The 18,209-nt window shown below is 71.2% G+C and carries 16 protein-coding genes; 6 read left to right on the top strand and 10 right to left on the bottom strand.

The window, feature by feature from the left end; translation table 11 throughout:
* Window positions 1-5: 5 nt before the first annotated feature.
* From BLT62_RS10645 to map, 8 genes are all read right to left on the bottom strand, one after another.
* Window positions 6-2,504: an ATP-binding protein gene (locus tag BLT62_RS10645; protein WP_083364036.1), complete on the bottom strand. Its 2,499-nt coding sequence runs from the start codon at window positions 2,502-2,504 to the stop codon at window positions 6-8.
* A complete protein-coding gene (kdpC, locus tag BLT62_RS10640) occupies window positions 2,504-3,118 on the bottom strand; it encodes a potassium-transporting ATPase subunit KdpC (protein ID WP_083364035.1) in 615 nt (204 codons plus the stop codon). The genes BLT62_RS10645 and kdpC overlap by 1 nt, the downstream gene beginning before the upstream one ends.
* 24 nt (window positions 3,119-3,142) lie before the next feature.
* Window positions 3,143-5,299 (bottom strand): potassium-transporting ATPase subunit KdpB, encoded by a 2,157-nt coding sequence (gene kdpB, locus BLT62_RS10635; RefSeq protein ID WP_083364034.1) that lies wholly within the window; start codon window positions 5,297-5,299, stop codon window positions 3,143-3,145.
* Window positions 5,300-5,301: 2 nt separating this feature from the next.
* Window positions 5,302-6,978: a potassium-transporting ATPase subunit KdpA gene (gene kdpA / locus BLT62_RS10630; protein WP_083364033.1), complete on the bottom strand. Its 1,677-nt coding sequence runs from the start codon at window positions 6,976-6,978 to the stop codon at window positions 5,302-5,304.
* Window positions 6,979-7,086: a K(+)-transporting ATPase subunit F gene (kdpF, locus tag BLT62_RS17685; RefSeq protein WP_197675129.1), complete on the bottom strand. Its 108-nt coding sequence runs from the start codon at window positions 7,084-7,086 to the stop codon at window positions 6,979-6,981.
* 542 nt (window positions 7,087-7,628) lie between these two features.
* Complete coding sequence (locus tag BLT62_RS10620; RefSeq protein ID WP_083364031.1) at window positions 7,629-9,002, bottom strand: serine hydrolase domain-containing protein; 1,374 nt, start codon at window positions 9,000-9,002, stop codon at window positions 7,629-7,631.
* Window positions 8,999-9,808 carry a polyphosphate--glucose phosphotransferase gene (ppgK, locus tag BLT62_RS10615; protein WP_083364030.1) on the bottom strand — a complete coding sequence of 270 codons (810 nt, stop codon included), beginning with the start codon at window positions 9,806-9,808 and terminating at the stop codon, window positions 8,999-9,001. The genes BLT62_RS10620 and ppgK overlap by 4 nt, the downstream gene beginning before the upstream one ends.
* A gap of 10 nt (window positions 9,809-9,818) precedes the next feature.
* Window positions 9,819-10,694 (bottom strand): type I methionyl aminopeptidase, encoded by an 876-nt coding sequence (gene map / locus BLT62_RS10610; RefSeq protein ID WP_083364029.1) that lies wholly within the window; start codon window positions 10,692-10,694, stop codon window positions 9,819-9,821.
* Between the two features lie 12 nt (window positions 10,695-10,706).
* On the opposite strand from map, the gene BLT62_RS10605 reads away from it, so the two are divergent.
* Window positions 10,707-10,892: a hypothetical protein gene (locus BLT62_RS10605; protein ID WP_083364028.1), complete on the top strand. Its 186-nt coding sequence runs from the start codon at window positions 10,707-10,709 to the stop codon at window positions 10,890-10,892.
* A gap of 6 nt (window positions 10,893-10,898) precedes the next feature.
* Here the strand turns inward: BLT62_RS10605 and panB are convergent, their stop codons facing one another.
* Window positions 10,899-11,753, bottom strand: coding sequence for a 3-methyl-2-oxobutanoate hydroxymethyltransferase (gene panB, locus BLT62_RS10600; RefSeq protein WP_083364027.1), 855 nt, complete (start codon window positions 11,751-11,753; stop codon window positions 10,899-10,901).
* Between the two features lie 73 nt (window positions 11,754-11,826).
* Between panB and glnA the strand changes: the two genes are divergently transcribed.
* Window positions 11,827-13,164 carry a type I glutamate--ammonia ligase gene (gene glnA, locus BLT62_RS10595; protein ID WP_083364026.1) on the top strand — a complete coding sequence of 446 codons (1,338 nt, stop codon included), beginning with the start codon at window positions 11,827-11,829 and terminating at the stop codon, window positions 13,162-13,164.
* Between the two features lie 10 nt (window positions 13,165-13,174).
* Window positions 13,175-16,204, top strand: coding sequence for a bifunctional [glutamine synthetase] adenylyltransferase/[glutamine synthetase]-adenylyl-L-tyrosine phosphorylase (locus BLT62_RS10590; protein ID WP_083364025.1), 3,030 nt, complete (start codon window positions 13,175-13,177; stop codon window positions 16,202-16,204).
* A gap of 13 nt (window positions 16,205-16,217) precedes the next feature.
* Here the strand turns inward: BLT62_RS10590 and BLT62_RS17680 are convergent, their stop codons facing one another.
* Window positions 16,218-16,364, bottom strand: a complete 147-nt coding sequence (locus BLT62_RS17680) for a hypothetical protein (RefSeq protein ID WP_156786311.1) — start codon at window positions 16,362-16,364, stop codon at window positions 16,218-16,220.
* A gap of 208 nt (window positions 16,365-16,572) precedes the next feature.
* Between BLT62_RS17680 and BLT62_RS10585 the strand changes: the two genes are divergently transcribed.
* The 3 genes from BLT62_RS10585 to BLT62_RS10575 are packed head-to-tail and all read left to right on the top strand — an operon-like array spanning window position 16,573 to window position 17,857.
* Window positions 16,573-17,151 (top strand): HdeD family acid-resistance protein, encoded by a 579-nt coding sequence (locus BLT62_RS10585; RefSeq protein ID WP_083364024.1) that lies wholly within the window; start codon window positions 16,573-16,575, stop codon window positions 17,149-17,151.
* A gap of 2 nt (window positions 17,152-17,153) precedes the next feature.
* Window positions 17,154-17,591, top strand: a complete 438-nt coding sequence (locus BLT62_RS10580; RefSeq protein WP_083364023.1) for a hypothetical protein — start codon at window positions 17,154-17,156, stop codon at window positions 17,589-17,591.
* Window positions 17,588-17,857, top strand: a complete 270-nt coding sequence (locus tag BLT62_RS10575; RefSeq protein ID WP_083364022.1) for an SHOCT domain-containing protein — start codon at window positions 17,588-17,590, stop codon at window positions 17,855-17,857. The genes BLT62_RS10580 and BLT62_RS10575 overlap by 4 nt, the downstream gene beginning before the upstream one ends.
* Window positions 17,858-18,209 lie beyond the last annotated feature (352 nt).

Genomic DNA, 18,209 nt, shown 5'->3' with positions numbered 1-18,209 from the left:
TGCCATCATTCTGCGCTGTTCTCGGTGGGGGTGGTGGATGCCGGGAGGGTGACGACCATGGTCAGGCCGCCGCCGGGGGTGTCGTCGGCCTCCAGCGTGCCGCCCATGCCCTCGACGAAGCCCTTGGCCAGGGCCAGGCCGAGTCCGATCCCGGTCAGGTTGTCGGTGTCGCCGAGGCGCTGGAACGGCACGAACATCTCGTCCTTGCGATCGGAGGGCACCCCTGGCCCGTGGTCGGTGACCCGCAACTGCACGGCCCCGCCGAACTCGCTGGCCGACAGTGCCGGCGGCTTGCCCTCCGGGGAGTAGCGCACGGCGTTGGCGATGAGGTTGACGATGACGCGCTGCAACAGCACCTCGTCGGCGCGCACGGCCGGCAGGTCGAGGGGAAGCTCGATGCTGATCGCCCCCGGGTGCAGCGCCAGCTCGTCGAGGGCGGGCGGCAGGAGGTCGTCGATGTCGACATCGGTGAGGGTCACGGCCAACACTCCGGCCTGCACCCGGCTGACATCGAGCAGGTTCGTGACGAGCGCGGCGAGCGCGTCCAGGCTCTCGCTCGCCGTGGCCAGCAGCGTCTCGCGGTCACCCGCGCTGAGCGAGATGCCGTGCGACTGCAGGCTGGTCACGGCGGCGGTCGCGGCGGCGAGCGGCCGGCGCAGGTCGTGCCCGACCGCGGCCAGCAGTGCGCTGCGCACCCGGTCCGTCTCGGCCAGCGGGCCGATCTCGTTCGCGGTCGCGGTGAGCGCGTTGTGCTCGAGGGTGGCCTCGATCTGCACCACGATGACGGCCAGCAGGCGGCGGTCGCTCGCCTCCAGGTCGCGGCCGGAGAGCTCGAGCACCGCCCGCTCGCCGACGGGCAGCAGCGTCGTGTGCTCGGCATCGGCCGGTTCCCCGTCGGAGTAGAGCACCTCCTCGCCGGCCAGCAGCCGCACCCCGTTCAGGCCGAACGCCTCCCTGGTGCGCGAGACGAGCGCCTGCAGCGCGTCCTCCCCGCGCAGCACCCCGCCGGCTATGGTGGCGAGCAGCTCGGACTCCGAGGCGGCGCGGGCGGCGATCCGGCTGCGCTTGGCCGCCTGGTCGACGACAAGGCTGACCAGGGCGGCCACGACCATGAACAGGGCGAGGGCCACCAGGTGCAGCGGATGCGCGATGGTGATCGTGTAGAGCGGCGCGACGAAGAAGAAGTCGAGGCTGAGCCCGGAGAGCACGGCGGCGAACATGGCCGGCCAGAACCCGCCGACCATGGCGACGACGACGACCAGCAGCTGGAACGCCAGCACATCGCTGGCCATCGACTCGATCGAGCTGGTGGCCGAGAGCAGCCAGGTCAGCAGCGGGCCGACGACCAGGGCGATCGCGAAGCCGGCCACGCGGCGGCGCCGGGTGATCCCGCCGGTCAACCGGGGGAGGGCGAAGCGCAGCCCGGCGTGCGAGTGGGCCACGATGTGCACGTCAATGTCGCCGGACTCGCGGATCACCGTCTGGCCGATGCCGGGGCCGCTGAGCAGGGCGAGCAGCCGGCTGCGCCGGCTCACGCCGATCACCAGCTGGCTGGCGTTGCTGGCGCGGGCGAAGTCGACGAGCGCGGTCGGCACGTCGCTGCCGATCACCTGGTGGTAGCTGCCGCCGAGCTGCTCGACGAGGGCCCGCTGGCGCGCCAGCGCCTCCGGGTGGGCGGCGCGCAGGCCGTCGTGGCTCGTCACGTGCACGGCGAGCAGCTCGCCGCCCGCGGAGCGGGCGGCGATGCGGGCGCCGCGGCGCAGCAGCACATCGCCCTCCGGCCCGCCGGTCAGGGCCACGACGACCCGCTCGCGGGCCTCCCACTTGGCGTCGATGCCGTGCTCGGCCCGGTACTTCTGCAGCGAGCTGTCGACCTCGTCCGCCAGCCAGAGCAGGGCCAGTTCGCGCAGCGCGGTGAGATTGCCGAGCCGGAAGTAGTTGGACAGGGCCGCGTCGATGCGGGTGGCCGGGTACACCTGCCCCTCGGCCAGGCGGTCCCGCAGGGCCTGCGGGGCGAGGTCGATGACCTCGATCTGGTCGGCGCCGCGCAGCACGGCATCCGGGATCGTCTCCCGCTGCGGAACGCCGGTGATCTGCTGCACGACGTCGTTCAGCGACTCGATGTGCTGGATGTTGACGGTCGAGTGGACGTCGATGCCGGCCTCCAGCAGCTCGGCCACGTCCTGCCAGCGCTTGGCGTTGCGGCCGCCGGGGGCGTTGGTGTGGGCAAGCTCGTCGACGAGGGCGATCTCCGGATGCCGGGCCAGCACGGCGTCCACGTCCATCTCGTCCAGCAGCACGCCGCGGTGCTCGCTGACGGTGCGCGGCACGATCTCGAAGCCGTCGAGCATCTCGGCCGTGCCCTCGCGGCCGTGGGTTTCCACGAGCGCGACCACGACGTCCTTGCCGGCCAGGCGCAGCCGGCGCCCCTCCTCGAGCATCGTGAAGGTCTTGCCCACCCCCGGTGCGGCGCCGAGGAGTACCCGCAGACGACCTCGCGACACTAGTTCTTCTCATCCATTCCGGCCAGCGCCGCGTTCAGCGCCAGCACGTTGACGGTCGGTTCGCCGAGATAGCCGATATCCCGTCCCTGAATCATAGACTCGACGAGCGCCGCCACCCGAGCAGGCGCAAGCGAGCGCGCCGCGGCTACCCGGTCCACCTGCGCTCTGGCGTACTCCGGGCTGATGTGCGGGTCGAGCCCGGAGCCGGAGGCGGTGACCGCGTCCGGGGGAATCGCGGAGACGCCCACGCCGTCGAGCTCCTCGATCGCCGACTGGCGCTCCTGGATGGCCGCCACCAGGTCGGGGTTCTCCGGGCCCCAGTTGCTGCCGCCGGAAGCGGCGGCGTCGTAGCCCGCGCCTGCGGCGGAGGGCCGGGGCTGGAACCACTGCGGGAGCGGGGTGCCCTCGGCATCCGAGAACGACTGCCCGATCAGGGCGGAGCCGACCGCCCGGCCGTCGACGCGGAGGAGCGACCCGTTCGCCTGTTGTGGCAGCGCGAGCTGGCCGATGCCGGTGATCACGAGCGGGTAGAGCACGCCGAGGATCAGCGTCAGCACGAGCAGCGCCCGCACCGCCACCCCGTACTGGCGGAGTGTGCCACGTGTTGCAGCCATGGGGAAATCCTTCGTGTTGTGGGTCTAGAAGCCGGGCAGCGAGCTGACGGCGAGGTCGACGAGCTTGATCCCGATGAACGGCGCGATGACGCCGCCGAGGCCATAGATGATCAGGTTTCGGCGCAGGATCTGGGAGGCCGACGCCGCCCTGTAGCGCACGCCGCGCAGGGCGAGCGGGATCAGGATCACGATGATGACGGCGTTGAAGATCACCGCGGAGAGGATCGCGGATGCCGGCGAGCTGAGGCCCATCACGTTGAGCGCCTCGAGCCCGGGGAACGCTCCGGCGAACATTGCCGGGATGATGGCGAAGTACTTGGCCACGTCGTTCGCGATCGAGAAAGTGGTGAGCGAGCCGCGGGTGATGAGCAGCTGCTTGCCGATGCGCACGATGTCGATCAGCTTGGTCGGGTCGGAGTCCAGGTCGACCATGTTGCCGGCCTCCTTCGCGGCCGAGGTGCCGGTGTTCATGGCGACGCCGACGTCGGCCTGGGCCAGCGCCGGGGCGTCGTTGGTGCCGTCCCCGGTCATGGCGACGAGGTTGCCGCCGGCCTGCTCCCGCCGGATCAATGCGATCTTGTCCTCCGGCGTGGCCTCCGCCAGGTAGTCGTCGACGCCGGCCTCCGCCGCGATGGCCTTGGCGGTCAGCGGGTTGTCGCCGGTGATCATGACGGTGCGGATGCCCATCCGGCGCAGTTCGGCGAAGCGCTCACCGAGTCCGGCCTTGACGACGTCCTTCAGGGAGATGACCCCGAGCACGCGGCTCTGCCCGTCTGCCCGCCGCTCGGCCACGACGAGGGGAGTGCCGCCCGCTTCGGAGATCCGCTCGACGGCGGCCCGCAGCTCGCCCTCCGTGTCGCCATCCAGGGCGCCGGACTCGGCCGCCCAGGCGGCCACCATGGAGCCGGCTCCCTTCCGGAGCATCGCCCCGTCGGGGTAGTCGATGCCGCTCATCCGGGTCTGCGCCGTGAAGGGCACGACCGTGCCCGACGCCTGTTGCACGCGGGTGAGGGTGGGGTCGAGTTGCTCGGCGAGCCGCACGATCGAGCTTCCCTCCGGGGTCGGGTCCGCCAGCGATGCCGCGTGAGCCGCCGTCACCAGCTCGGCCATGCCCGCCCCGCCGACGGGGATGAACTCGGCGGCCTGGCGATTGCCGTAGGTGATCGTCCCGGTCTTGTCGAGGAGCAGGGTCGTCACGTCTCCGGCGGCCTCCACGGCCCGACCGGAGAGCGCGAGGACGTTGCGCTGCACCAGGCGGTCCATGCCCGCGATGCCGATGGCGGAGAGCAGCGCGCCGATCGTGGTGGGAATGAGGCAGACCAGCAGGGCGATCAGCACGGGAACGCTGGGGGCGGCATCCGAGTATCCGGCCATCGGGCCGATGGTGACCACCACGACGACGAAGATGATCGACAGCGTGGCCAGCAGGATGTTCAGCGCGATCTCGTTGGGCGTCTTCTGCCGGCTCGCGCCCTCGACCAGCCGGATCATCCGGTCGACGAAGGTCTCGCCCGGCTTGCTGGTGATGCGCACCACGATGCGGTCCGAGAGCACCCGGGTGCCGCCGGTGACGGCGCTGCGGTCGCCGCCGGACTCCCGCACGACGGGGGCCGACTCGCCGGTGATCGCCGATTCGTCGACGGAGGCGATGCCCCAGACGATGTCGCCGTCGCCGGGGATCAGCTCGCCGGCGGTCACGACGACGACGTCGCCGAGGTGGAGGTCCGCTGAGGCGATGGCCTCGCTGGCGGCGACGAGTGCCCCCGGGTCTGCCGTCTCGTCATAGCGGGGGACCCGGTGGGCGATCGTGCTGGTGCGGGTGGCGCGCAGGCTCTCCGCCTGGGCCTTGCCCCGCCCCTCCGCGACAGCCTCGGCGAGGTTCGCGAAGAGCACGGTGAGCCAGAGCCAGAGGGCGATGGAGACGGTGAAGGCGGCCGGCATGGCCGTGCCGCCGGACTCGACGGGACCTCCGGTGAGGGGCTCGGTGATTGCGATCAGCGTGGTGAGCGCCGCGCCGACCTCGACGATGAACATGACCGGGTTGCGCCACATCTGGCGGGGGTGCAGTTTGCGGAGGGCGACGGGGAGCGCGGCCAGCAGCTGCCGGGATCCGAACGGCGCGGCCGTGTCCTTGTGGCGGTGCACCGAGCTCTCGGTGCGTTCTTCGGTGGTCGTTGACATGGTTAGAGCAGTCCTTCCGCGAGCGGCCCCAGTGCGAGCACCGGGAAATAGGTGAGAGCGGAGACGATGACGACCGTGCCGCAGAGCAGCCCGACGAACAACGGTCGGTGGGTGGGGAGCGTGCCGGCGGTGACGGGCACCCTGCTCTGCACGGCCAGCGATCCGGCGAGGGCCAGGACGAACAGGATCGGCAGGAGGCGGCCGAGCAGCATCGCAACCCCGAGCGCGGTGTTGAACCAGGGCGTGTTCGCGGTCAGGCCGGCGAACGCGGAGCCGTTGTTGTTGGCGGCGGAGGTGAACGCGTAGAGCACCTCGGAGAAGCCGTGCAGACCGGGGTTCAGGATCGAGGTGCCGACTACCGATTCCCGGATGACCGGGACGCCGAAGCTCAACGCCGTGCCGGCCAGCACCAGGGTCGGCGTCGTCAGGATGTAGAGGCTCGCGAGCTTGATCTCGCGGGCGCCCAGCTTCTTGCCGAGGTACTCCGGGGTGCGGCCGACCATCAGGCCGGCGATGAACACCGCGAGGATCGCGATGACGAGCATGCCGTACAGGCCGGACCCGACGCCGCCGGGGGCGAGCTCGCCGAGCATCATGTTGAGCATGGTGGTGCCGCCGCCGAGCGCGGTGTAGCTGTCGTGCATGGAATTGACGGCGCCGGTGGAGGTGAGCGTGCTCGTCGTGCCGAAGAGGGCGGAGCCCAGCTCGCCGAATCGTTGTTCCTTGCCCTCCATGGCGCCGCCGGCGAGCATCGGCGCAGTGCCGCGGCCGCCCAGCTCGAGCGCGCTCAACAGCGAGACGGAGAGCACGAAGAAGGTGCCCATCGCCGCGAGGATGGCGTAGCCCTGACGGTTGTCCCCGACCATGCGGCCGAAGGTGCGCGGCAGGGCGAACGGGATCGCGAGCATGAGCAACACCTCCACCAGGTTGACCCAGGCCGTCGGGTTCTCGAAGGGGTGCGCCGAGTTGGCGTTGAAGAAGCCACCGCCGTTGGTGCCGAGCAGCTTGATGGCCTCCTGCGAGGCGACGGGGCCGCCGGGGATCGACTGGGTGCCGCCGGCGAGCGTGCCGACATCCTGAAACCCGGTGAAGTTCTGGATGACGCCACCGGCGATGAGCACCACCGCGGCGAGCGCGGCGAACGGCAGCAGGATGCGGAGCGAGCCGCGGATGAGGTCCACCCAGAAGTTGCCGAGGGTGGGGCTGGCCGCGCGGGCGAGGCCGCGCACCAGGGCCACGGCGACCGCGATGCCGACCGCGGCAGAAACGAAGTTCTGCACGGCGAGGCCGAGCAGCTGCACGCTGTAGCCCATCGTCGCCTCGGGGGAGTAGGACTGCCAGTTGGTGTTCGCCACGAAGGAGATGGCCGTGTTGAAGGAGAGCTGCTCGCTGACGGCGGGCAGGCCGAGCGCGAACGGGAGGAAGGCCTGCAGCCTCTGCAGGCCGTACACGGCCAGGATGCCGACGGCGGAGAACGCGAGCACGCTCCGGAAGTAGATGGGCCAGGTCTGCTCGGCGTCCTGATTGACGCCGGTCAGCCGGTAGATCACCTTCTCGACACGCAGGTGCCGCGTCGAGCTGTAGACGGTGGCCATGTAGTCGCCGAGCGGGCGGTACAGCAGGGCAATGAGCAGCGCGAGCGTCAGGAGCTGCAGCGCGAAGAGCACGAGCGGCGGCATCTAGAAGCGCTCCGGTTTCAGGAGGGCGTAGACCAGGTAGCCGAGGACGGCCACGGCGAGGGCGGCGCTCAGCAGGTCGATGAGGCTGCGCAGCACATCGCCGCTCACAGCTTCTCCACCCCCCGCGCGATGAGGGCAATCAGCGCGATCAGCGCAGCGATGCCTCCGATGAAGATGAGATCGAGCACGAGCAGACTCCCGGTCAGACGGGGCCCGGCGGGGTTCCGCCTGGCCGTGGCCCGTGGCCACGGCAACAGTTCACACCTCGGTGCGGCGGGCAGCCAGCATCCTCACAGCTTCCCTACGGTGCCCCGCCCAATCCTCACGGCACCCTCGCACTGCGGGCGCTCGTTTGCGGTCGGCTCTCTCCACGTCGGCTCTCCGCGCGAACTGCTGCCCGCGGCATCCGCGCCGCTAGCGGCCGGCGAGGTCGGGTCGCCGGGTCTCGATACGGCGCTGGCGCGCCTACTCGACCAGCGGAGGTGGGTGGGCCGACCGCCGGGGGCCGGGGTGGCTTCGGTCGCTGGCGCTCCCTCGAGCCAACGGGAGGATGCACGTCGGCTGGAGGGGGCCGCGCCGCGAGGAACGAGCAGCGCAGCCCCCGAAGCCCTGAGCGGGCCCGCACGAACTGCCCGAGGGGGCCGCGCCGGCTAGCGGCCCGCGCGGTCGACGGCGACGAGCAGGGTCTGCACGCGCGGGCGCGCCTCCGGCGTCAGGCGGATTTCCACGCGCAGGCGCCCGCTGGCCCCCGGCAGGAACCAGGCCAGGTGCGCGGGGCCGTCCGAGCAGGCGTCCGTCGGAGAGCCGGCGGTCAGGCCGCCGATGTCGGCGAGGGCGAGCCGGAGGGCCGCGGTGCGGCGCTCGAGCGGCAGGTCGAGTGCCACGTTCTCCGAGAACAGCGCTGGATCCAGCGGCGTCTCGCCCCCGCCCGCCCAGGTGGCCAGCAGCTCCGTGACGGCGGTCTGTGCTGCGCGCGTCTCCGGCCAGAGCTCCGGAACGGGGGCGGATGCCGCTGCCTCGCGCTCTGCGAGCAGGGCGTCGAGCGCGGCGGTCGCCGTCGCGGACACGCGCGAGTAGGTGGCGTTCGAGAACGCCACGACGCCGAGCCGCTGCTCGAGCGACCAGCGCATGTGCGCCGAGAACCCGGGGTAGCCGCCGGAGTGGGACACCACCCGGCTTCTCGGCGAGTACTGCTCGACGAACAGGCCGTAGCCGTAGCCGGTCGGGCGCTCGGTCACGGTCTGGTCGAGGCGGTGCAGCTGCTGCATCTCGCGCCGGCTGGCCGCGCTGAGCACGGCGTCGTCGGCATCCGCATCGAAGGCGGACGCCAGCCAGCCGGCCCAGCGGGCCAGGTCGGAAACCGTGCTGAACAGCCCGCCGATCGCCGAGAAGGCGCCGGGGCCGGTGAACGGCAGCGGCTCCCAGGCGCCGGCGTGGCGGCGATGGCCGACGGCGACGCCGCCCGGCGCGGCCACCGAGGCGTCGAAGCCGGTGCTGGCCAGCCCGAGCGGGGTGAGCAGCCGCTCGGCGACGAAGCTCTGGTAACTCTGGCCGCTGACGACCTCGATGACCCGACCGAGCAGGGCGTAGCCGAGGTTGGAGTACGCGAAGCGGGTGCCCGGCTCGGCCTCGAAGCGCACGCCGGCGGCGAGCGGGGCGTCGAACTCCGCCGCCGTCATGGCCTCCTGCCGGTCGGCCCACGGGTCGTCGGTGGGCAGCCCGGAGGACATGGTGAGCAGCATCCGCACCGTCGGCACCGCGGAGCCCGCCGAGGGCAGCCCGGCCAGGCTCAGGCCGGGCACAGCGCGGGTGATCGGGTCGTCGAGTCCGAGCAGCCCGTCGTCGCGGAGGCCGAGCAGCGCGGCCGCGGTGAAGCTCTTGGTGCAGGAGGCGATGCGGAAGGCGGTGTCGGCCGCGACGCCGGACTGGCGGGCGTGCCGGAGGCCGTCGGCGTCGAACAGGCCCCAGGCGGCGGCCGGTGCCGCGCCGCGGGCCAGGTGCTCCTCGAACAGGGCGTCGCTCACGCTCCCGCCACCGGGGCGGCGTGCTTGCCCAGGCCGTGGCCGGCCGCGGCGAGGTCGGCGGCCCCGAGGATGCCGGCGTTGTTGCGGTGCACGGCGGGCACGATCTCCGTCTGCAGGTGGAGCAGGGGCAGGAAGTCGGCGTAGTTCTTGGAGACGCCGCCGCCGACGATGAAGAGGTCGGGGGAGAAGAGCAGCTCCAGGTGGCTGTAGTAGCGCTGCAGGCGCTCCGCCCACTGCTCCCAGCTGAGCGACTCCCGCTCCTTGGCCGAGTACGCGGCGCCCTTCTCGGCGCCCTGGCCGTCGATCTCGAGGTGGCCGAGCTCGGTGTTCGGCACCAGCACTCCGTTGTGGAGCAGCGCCGAGCCGATTCCGGTGCCCAGCGTGGTGAGCAGCACGACGCCGGAGCGGCCGCGCGCGGCGCCGAAGCGCACCTCGGCGTGGCCGGCGGCATCCGCGTCGTTGACGAAGTGGATGGGCACCTGCAGGCGCTCCTCGAACATGGCCTCGGCGGGCAGGCCGATCCAGTCGTCGGAGATGTTCGCGGCCGAGAGGGTGCGGCCGCCCTTGACGATCGCGGGGAAGCAGACGCCGACGGGCAGCGCGCCGAACTCCTCGCGGAGGCCGTCGAGCATGCGGTCGGTGGCCTCCAGGATGTCGGCCGGCTTGGCACCGTCCGGGGTGGCCACCTTGCGGCGGTCGGAGAGCAGCTCGCCCGTGCCGAGGTCGACGACAGCGCCCTTGATGCCGGTTCCGCCGATGTCGATTCCGATGGCTGTGCGGGCGGGGAGGGTGCGCGGTTCAGTCATAGGGATGAATCTACTCGGTGCTCGGCAGCGTGAGGATCTCGGCGCCCCGCTCGGTCACGACGAGGGTGTGCTCGAACTGCGCGGTCATGCTCTTGTCGCGCGTGGTCACTGTCCAGTCGTCGGCCCAGAGGTCCCACTCGTGGCCGCCGAGGGTGAGCATGGGCTCGATCGTGAACACCATGCCGGGCACCATCACGTCGTTGTACTCGGGGGCGGAGTCGTAGTGCGGGATGATCAGCCCGCTGTGGAAGGCGGAGCCGACGCCGTGGCCGGTGAAATCGCGGACGACGCCGTAGCCGAAGCGCTTCGCGTAGGAGGCGATGGTGCGGCCGATGACGTTGACCTCGCGGCCGGGGGCGACGGCCTTGATGCCGCGGGCCAGGGCCTCCCGGGTGCGCTCGACGAGCAGGGTCACCTCCTCGCTGGCGGAGCCGACGATGAAGGTGTGGTTGAGGTCGCCGTGCATGCCGTTGCGGAACGCCGTCACGTCGATGTTGACGATGTCGCCGTCCTCGAGCACGGTGTCGTCGGGGATGCCGTGGCAGATGACCTCGTTGACGGAGGTGCAGCTGGACTTCGGGTAACCCCGGTACCCGAGGGTGGAGGGGTAGGCGTCGTGGTCGAGCAGGTACTGGTGCACGACGGCATCCAGCTGCTCGGTGGTCACGCCCGGCGCGATGATGGCGCCGGCCGCGGCGATCGCGTCGGCGGCGATGCGGCCGGACTCTCGGATCAGCTCCACCTGCTCCGGCGTGTAGACGTTGTCGCCGGTGTACTCGGCGGGAGTGGCCTTGCCGACGTACTCGGGGCGAATGATGTGGGCGGGGACGACACGCTGGGGCGAGAGCCGCCCGGCAATCAGGTGACCGGCAGAATCCTTGGGCATAGGATCAAGCTTATGACCGAGCGTGGAGACAAACAGTTCTGGTACAACATGCGAACCGGCGCAGTGGAATTCGGCTATGCCTCGCCGTCACTCGACCGGGTGGGCCCGTTCCCGACCCAGCAGGCCGCGGAGCACGCGCTGGAGAAGCTGCGCGAGAACTCCGCGAAGTGGGACGCCGAGGACGCAGAGGACCGCTAGCCCGCGCTACTCGTAGCTGTGCTCTGCCGCGGGGTAGGCGCCCGAGTCGACGTCGCCGCGGAACTCCGTGACGGCGTCCAGTAGCACCTGGCGCACATTGGCGTACTGCCGCACGAACTTGGGCACGCGCCCCTCGCCCATGCCGGCGAAGTCGGTCCACACCAGCAGCTGGCCGTCGACGTCGGGCCCGGCGCCGACGCCGATGGTCGGGATCGTCAGCGCGGCGGTGACCGCGGCGGCGGCCGCGGCGGGCACCATCTCGAGCACGACGGCGAAGGCGCCGGCATCCTGAACCGCGAGGGCGTCGGCGAGCAGCTGATCCGCGCCGGCACCGCGGCCCTGGATCATGTGGCCGCCGAGGCCGTGCTCGCTCTGCGGGGTGAAGCCGATGTGCGCCATGACCGGGATGCCGGCCTGCACGATGCGGCGGATCTGCTGCGCGCTGCGCTCACCGCCCTCCAGCTTGACGGCGTGCGCCCCGGTCTCCTTCATGAAGCGGATGGCGGTGTGCAGCGCCTCCTCCGGGTTCACCTCGTAGGAGCCGAACGGCATGTCGGCCACGACGAGGGCCCGCTTGGCCGCGGATGCCACGGCCCTGGTCAACGGGATCAGCTCGTCGACGGTGACTGGCAGGGTGGTGTCGTAGCCGAGAACCGTGTTGCCGGCGGAGTCGCCGACGAGCAGGAAGTCGATGCCGGCCTCATCGAAGATGCGGGCCGTGAGCTGGTCGTAACTGGTCAGCCCCGTGATCTTGACGCCGTTGTCCTTGGCGATCTGGAAATGCCGGGTGCGCACGCGCTTCGGCCCGGCGGTGTTGGACCCGCCGTAGGGGTTGGAGACTTCGGCTGCTTGCTCAGACATAGCGGCAGTCTATCGAGCGCCCGCAGACGCGGCGGCTACGCACTACTCTGGAAGCCAGCGAGAAAGGGCATGAATGGACAAGCAGCGTGACTTCGTTCTTCGGACCATTGAGGAACGGGGCGTCAAATTCATCCGCCTGTGGTTCACCGACGTCGTCGGCACGCTGAAGTCGGTGGCCATCGCCCCGGCCGAGGTGGAGGGCGCGTTCACGGAGGGCCTCGGATTCGACGGCTCCGCGATCGAGGGCCTCACCCGCACCTACGAGTCTGACCTGCTCGCGCACCCAGACCCCAGCACCTTCCAGATCCTGCCCTGGCGGGGCGACGTCGACCCGACCGCGCGCATGTTTTGCGACATCAGCACGCCCGACGGGGCGCCGGCCGTCGCCGACCCGCGCAACGTGCTCAAGCGCACGCTGGCGAAGGCGGCCGACCGCGGCTTCACCTTCTACACGCACCCCGAGATCGAGTTCTACCTGCTGAAGTCCTCGAAGTACGGCAAGAACGGTCCGATCCCGGTCGACTCGGCCGGCTACTTCGACAACGTTCCGGGCGGAACCGCGCACGACTTCCGCCGCAGCTCCGTGCGGATGCTGGAGGACCTCGGCATCTCGGTCGAGTTCAGCCACCACGAGGCGGGCCCCGGCCAGAACGAGATCGACCTCCGCTACGCGGACGCGCTGACCACCGCCGACAACATCATGACGTTCCGCACGGTCATCAAGGAGGTCGCGATCGAGCAGGGCGTCTACGCCACGTTCATGCCGAAGCCCTTCTCCGACCACCCCGGCTCGGGCATGCACACGCACCTGTCCCTGTTCGAGGGCGACGCCAACGCCTTCTACGAGCCGGGCGCGCAGTACCAGCTCTCCAAGACCGGCCGCCACTTCATCGCCGGCCTGCTCAAGCACGCGCCCGAGATCACCGCCGTCACGAACCAGTTCGTGAACTCCTACAAGCGGCTCTGGGGCGGCGACGAGGCGCCCAGCTTCGTCTGCTGGGGGCACAACAACCGCTCCGCGCTCATCCGGGTGCCGCTGTACAAGCCGAACAAGGGCCAGAGCGCGCGCATTGAATACCGTGCCATCGACTCCGCCGCGAACCCATACCTCTCCTTCTCGCTCATGCTGGCCGCCGGCCTCAAGGGCATCGAGGAGGAGTACGAACTGCCGGAGGAGGCCGAGGACAACGTCTGGAGCCTGAGCGACACCGAGCGCCGCGCGCTCGGCTACGCCCAGCTGCCGGCCAGCCTCGACCACGCCATCCAGTACATGGAGGAGTCGGAGCTCGTCGCCGAGACGCTGGGGGAGCAGGTGTTCAACTACGTGCTGCTCAACAAGCGCAAGGAGTGGCGGGAGTACCGCAACCAGGTGACCCCGTTCGAGCTGCGCAACAACCTCGAGATCCTCTAGACCGCGGCAGATGGCTTCCGCGCGCTTCAGCCTGACCGAGCTCGCCCGCGCCGGCTTCCTCGAACTCGGCGCGGCGGCCGACGGCCTGGCCGAGTTCGAGGAGTTGAGCGGCACGCCCGCGCGCGGCATCCTCGGCGCGCTGTCGCGGGCCGCCGACGCCGACTCCGCGCTGCGCAGCCTGACCGCGCTGCTCCGGCAGGCCCCCGTCGAGACGGGCGCCCTGTTGGCCGATCCGGACACGGCCGCGCGCCTCGCCCTCGTGCTCGGTGCCTCGGAGGGCCTGGCCGAGTTCTTCCTGCGCCAGCCGGCCGCCCTCGCCGCCGTGGCGGAGCCGCTGGCCGCGCTGCCGGATGCCGCAGAGCTGGGCGCCGACCTGCTCGCCGCCGTCTCCGGCAGCGCGGTGGGCAGCGCCGGCGGCGACGAGGCGGCCTGGGCGCGGCTGCGCGTGCGCTACCGCTGGTGGCTGGCCCGGCTGGCCGCCTTCGACCTCGAGCAGTACGACCCGGTCGCTGGGATCGACGGCATCGCCGGGGCGCTGGCCGACCTGGCCGGGGCCACCCTGGACGCCTCGCTGGCCGTGGCCCGGCGCGCGGTGACATCCGCCGGCTCGGCCGCCTTCGGGCTCTTCGCTGCCGCGGAGGTGGACGCCACTCGGCTCAGCATCATGGGCATGGGCAAGGCCGGCGCGCACGAGCTCAACTACGTCAGCGACGTCGACGTGATCTTCATCGCCGAGGCCGGCGACGGGCTCGACAACGCCCGCGCCGTCGACATCGCCACCCGGCTGGCCCTGCTCACCATGCGCGGCATCTCCGAGCCGCTGGTGGAGCCGGGGCTCTGGGAGGTGGACGCGAACCTGCGCCCGGAGGGCAAGGACGGCGCCCTCGTGCGCACCCTCGAATCCCACCTCGCCTACTACGAGCGCTGGGCCAAGAACTGGGAGTTCCAGGCGCTCCTGAAGGCCCGCCCGCTGGCCGGCGACCGGGAGCTGGGGGAGCGTTACGTGCGCGCCCTCGCCCCCGCCGTGTGGAACAGCTCCGATCGGGAGGGCTTCGTCGAGTCTGTGCAGCGCATGCGCGAGCGCGTGACGGCGCACATCCCCGACGATGAGGTCGACGTGCAGCTGAAACTCGGCCCTGGCGGCCTGCGCGACATCGAGTTCACCGTGCAGCTGCTGCAGCTCGTGCACGGCCAGAGCGACGAGAGCGTGCGGCACGGGGGCACGCTGCCCGCCCTGGTGGCGCTGGCGGATGCCGGCTACATCGGCCGGGTCGAGGCGGCCGAGTTCGCCCAGGACTACCGGATGCTGCGCCTGCTCGAACACCGGCTGCAGTTGCAGCGGCTGCGCCGCACCCACCTGATGCCCCGCAGCGAGGACGCCCTGCGGGTGCTCGCGCGCTCCAGCGGGCTGGCCGGCGGCGCCGGCGAGCTGCGCGCCCGCTGGGCGGCCGGCAAGCAGCGGGTGCGCGGCCTGCACGAGCGCCTGTTCTACCGGCCGCTGCTCTCCGCGGTGGCCGCGCTGCCGGCTGAGGGCCTCAACCTGACCAGCGCGCAGGCCGAGGCGCGCCTGGCGGCCATCGGCTTCGTCGACCCGCGCGGCGCGCTCGCCCACATCGCCGCGCTCACCGCCGGCGTCTCCCGCCGCGCCACCATCCAGCGCCACCTGCTGCCGGTGATGCTGCAGTGGTTCGCCGACGGCGCCGACCCGGACTACGGCCTGCTCGCCTTCCGCCGGCTGAGCGACAGCCTGGGCGGCACGCACTGGTTCCTGCGCATGCTGCGCGACTCCTCCGGTGCCGCCGAGCGGCTCACCCGGGTGCTCTCCGGCTCCCGCTTCATCGGCGAGCTGCTCGAGCTGACCCCCGAGTCGGTGGCCTGGCTGGAGGGCGATGAGGAGCTGCGCCCCCGCAGCCGCGCCTCCCTGGCGGAGGAGACCCGCGCTGTGCTGGCGCGGCATGAGAGCCCGGATGCCGCCGCCGCGGTGCTCCGCGGCATCCGCCGGCGCGAGGTGCTGCGGCTCGCCTTTGCCGCCACCCTGGATCTCTGCACCGTGGAGGAGCTCGGCCAGGGCCTGAGCGATGTGACCGAGAACCTGATCGACGGCCTGGTGCGCGCCATCCGCGGCCCCGTCGCCGCCACCGAGAGCGGGGAGGCGCACGACGGCATCGAGTTCGCGGTCATCGCCATGGGCCGCTTCGGCGGGCAGGAGCTCGGCTTCGGCTCGGACGCCGACGTCATGTACGTCTACCGGCCGGCCGGGCTGGAGCCGGAACCGGCGCAGAAGCGCTCCCAGGCCATCGTCGCCGCCCTGAACAGGCTGAGCGAGGACAGCCGGCTGCCGCTCGACCTCGACATCGGCTTGCGGCCCGAGGGCAAGAACGGCCCCGTCACGCGCTCCCTCGACTCCTACAAGGCGTACTACGCGCGCTGGTCGCTGACCTGGGAGGCGCAGGCGTTGCTGCGCGCCCGCGGCGCCGTCGGTGACCCCGCCCTGCTGGCCGACTTCATGGCCGCCGCCGACGTCGTGCGCTACCCGGAGGAGATCGCCGACAGCGCGGTGCGCGAGGTCAAGAGAATCAAGGCCAGGGTCGAGAGCGAGCGGCTGCCGCAGGGCGCGGACCCGCTGCGCCACCTCAAACTCGGCCGCGGCTCGCTGAGCGACGTGGAGTGGTTCGTGCAGCTGTTGCAGCTGCAGCACGGCGCCTCCGTGGAGGGGCTCCGCACCCCGTCGACGCTCCGTGCGCTGCAGGCCGCGGTGGATGCCGGCCTGGTCGACGGCGCCGACGCCGAGACGTTGCGCGCCGCCTGGCTTTTGGCCTCCCGGGCCCGCTCGGCGATGACCCTGTGGATCAACAAGACCGGCGACCTCCTGCCTAGGGATCGCATCCAGCTGGGCGGCGTCGCCCGGCTGCTGAACTACCCGCCGGGCGCGGCCAACCGGCTCGAAGAGGACTACCTCGCCGTCACGCGGCGGGCGCGTGCCGTCTTCGAGCGCGAGTTCTATGGCGTGCCCGAGCGGGGCACGCCGAGCACCGGCTGAGCCGGCGACGCCGCTACTTGTTCTTGTTCACCGCGTCGGACGCGGAGTTCATGTCCAGCATGGGGTCATGTAGTTTCGCGTGCTTCGCGGCGCGTTTCTCCTTGAGTGTCTTCGCCGGCGGCTTCTTGCCGTGGTGGTCGTGAGGCGACTTGTCAGGCATGATTCTCTCCGATTCGGTCGATCTTCCCTCAGGTCTACACCCGGTTCGGGGCACTCGCAACGGATGCGCGGGCTTCACAGCGGGTTGAGAAGATCGACGCTGGCGGGACCAATTTAGGGGACTTGTCGTTCCCGAATACGGTGCCCGTGGATAGAGTGGGCGCGACGCCTGCCTGCGCGTCTGAAGCCGACAAGCCGAAGGAACCCGAATGACCGCGCCATCCGTTTCTGCTCCATCCACCGCTGCGCCAGCCGCTCCCGCCCCGGCCAGGGGCGCGCGGCTTGCCCTCCTCGTCGGCGGCCTCGCCGCCGTCGGCTTCGGCATCGCGGTGCTCGCGTGGCCGACGAAGGCCGCCGTCGCGCTGACCGGGCTCATCGCCCTCTACGCGATCATCGCGGGAATCGTCTACGTCGCGCTGGGGATCTTCTCGAAGTCCCTCGGGGCGGGCGGCCGGATCGGGCACGTGCTCCTCGGCGTCCTCTATGTCATCGCCGGTGTGTACGCCTTCAGCTCCCTGCAGCAGTCGGCCGCATTCCTCGCCCTCTTCCTCACCATCATGGTTGGCGTCATGTGGGTCATCGAGGGGTTCACGTCGTTGTTCACGCTGGGGCAGTCCGGATCGAAGGCACTCACCGTGCTCTTCGCGATCCTCTCGGTGATCGCCGGTCTCACGCTGCTGAGCAGCCCGCTGTGGGGCGCCGTGTTCCTCTGGTGGTTCCTCGCCATCGCGCTGATCGTGCTCGGCGCGCTCAACGTCGGTCGTGCCATCACCGGACGGAAGGGCTAACCGTGGCCACCGAGGAATTCTCCGGCCCCGTCGCCTTCCTTGTCTTCGCCGGTGAGGACGGCGCAGACTTCGGCCCTGGGCTGAGCGCCGTGCTCGAGCGTGTGCAGCAGGGCATCATCGAGGTGCTCGACATCGAGCTCGTCGCGCTGGGCGTGGACGGCGCCCCGGTGAAACGGGCCATCGCCGAGCTCACGGGCACGACGGGCCTGGACCTCTCGGTGTTCGATGGGGCAGAGTCCGGCATCCTCGACGCCGAGGACTTGGCGGCCGTCGCCGCCGACCTCGCCGACGGTCAGCTGGCCATCGTGATCGTCTACGAGGACCGCTCGCTCGCCGCCGCCGCGGCCGTCTGGGCCAGCGCCGGCGTCACCGAGATGCTCGCCGGCGGGGTCGACATCGCCGACCTGGAGCACGCACTCGAAGAAGGAAGCCACTCATGAGCCTGTTGCGCACGGCAGCCCGCGCCTCGATCGCCACCCGGGTGATCGGCAGCACACACCGTCGCCAGCAGCAGCGCTGGGCCGCACAGGATGCCGCAGCAGCGCAGGCAGCTCCGCCTGCAGCACAGCCCACGGCACCCGCCGCCCCGGCGGTGGGCATGGCGTCCGTGATCGAGCAGCTGACGCAGCTGGGCCAGCTCCGCGACGCCGGCGTTCTCACGGACGCCGAGTTCGAGGCGCAGAAGCAGCGCATCCTCGCCGCCTAGCGACCGGAGCGTCCGCAGCGCATTCGCGCTGAGGCTCAGGTCACCCGTTCGGGGCTCCGCCGGGCTCGTGCCCCGAACGGGGAGTTGACGGTGGTATTGCAGGTCGTTAAGTTTTGCAATGCCATGTGCGCGGATCACCCAAACCGGGTCCGTGCGGAACGGGGAACAGTGCCACGGGTCAGTCGTCCACGGATGCGAGCCGCCTGTCGGGTGTTGGTGGTCGGCCTCTGCGCCGCCGTCGTCAGTGTCGGAGCAGTGAGCATCGCCGTCGTCCCCGCGTCTGCGGTGCAGGGGACCCACGTGGCGTCCCAGCAATCAGCTTCGGTGACGATCGCCGGCCGTCCGTCCCTCG

This window comes from Microterricola viridarii (genome assembly GCF_900104895.1).
GTDB classification, from domain to species: Bacteria; Actinomycetota; Actinomycetes; order Actinomycetales; family Microbacteriaceae; genus Microterricola; species Microterricola viridarii.
The sequence above is the reverse complement of the archived record's forward strand: the minus strand, read 5'-3'. Positions and strand labels throughout refer to the sequence as shown.

Excerpts from the sequence above, each read along its gene's own strand:
- kdpC (WP_083364035.1), bottom strand. The coding sequence starts at position 3,118 with ATGGCTGCAACACGTGGCACACTCCGCCAGTACGGGGTGGCGGTGCGG.
- kdpB (WP_083364034.1), bottom strand. The coding sequence starts at position 5,299 with ATGTCAACGACCACCGAAGAACGCACCGAGAGCTCGGTGCACCGCCAC.
- kdpA (WP_083364033.1), bottom strand. The coding sequence starts at position 6,978 with ATGCCGCCGCTCGTGCTCTTCGCGCTGCAGCTCCTGACGCTCGCGCTG.
- ppgK (WP_083364030.1), bottom strand. The coding sequence starts at position 9,808 with ATGACTGAACCGCGCACCCTCCCCGCCCGCACAGCCATCGGAATCGAC.
- map (WP_083364029.1), bottom strand. The coding sequence starts at position 10,694 with ATGCCCAAGGATTCTGCCGGTCACCTGATTGCCGGGCGGCTCTCGCCC.
- BLT62_RS10605 (WP_083364028.1), top strand. The coding sequence starts at position 10,707 with ATGACCGAGCGTGGAGACAAACAGTTCTGGTACAACATGCGAACCGGC.
- panB (WP_083364027.1), bottom strand. The coding sequence starts at position 11,753 with ATGTCTGAGCAAGCAGCCGAAGTCTCCAACCCCTACGGCGGGTCCAAC.
- glnA (WP_083364026.1), top strand. The coding sequence starts at position 11,827 with ATGGACAAGCAGCGTGACTTCGTTCTTCGGACCATTGAGGAACGGGGC.
- BLT62_RS10590 (WP_083364025.1), top strand. The coding sequence starts at position 13,175 with ATGGCTTCCGCGCGCTTCAGCCTGACCGAGCTCGCCCGCGCCGGCTTC.
- BLT62_RS17680 (WP_156786311.1), bottom strand. The coding sequence starts at position 16,364 with ATGCCTGACAAGTCGCCTCACGACCACCACGGCAAGAAGCCGCCGGCG.
- BLT62_RS10585 (WP_083364024.1), top strand. The coding sequence starts at position 16,573 with ATGACCGCGCCATCCGTTTCTGCTCCATCCACCGCTGCGCCAGCCGCT.
- BLT62_RS10575 (WP_083364022.1), top strand. The coding sequence starts at position 17,588 with ATGAGCCTGTTGCGCACGGCAGCCCGCGCCTCGATCGCCACCCGGGTG.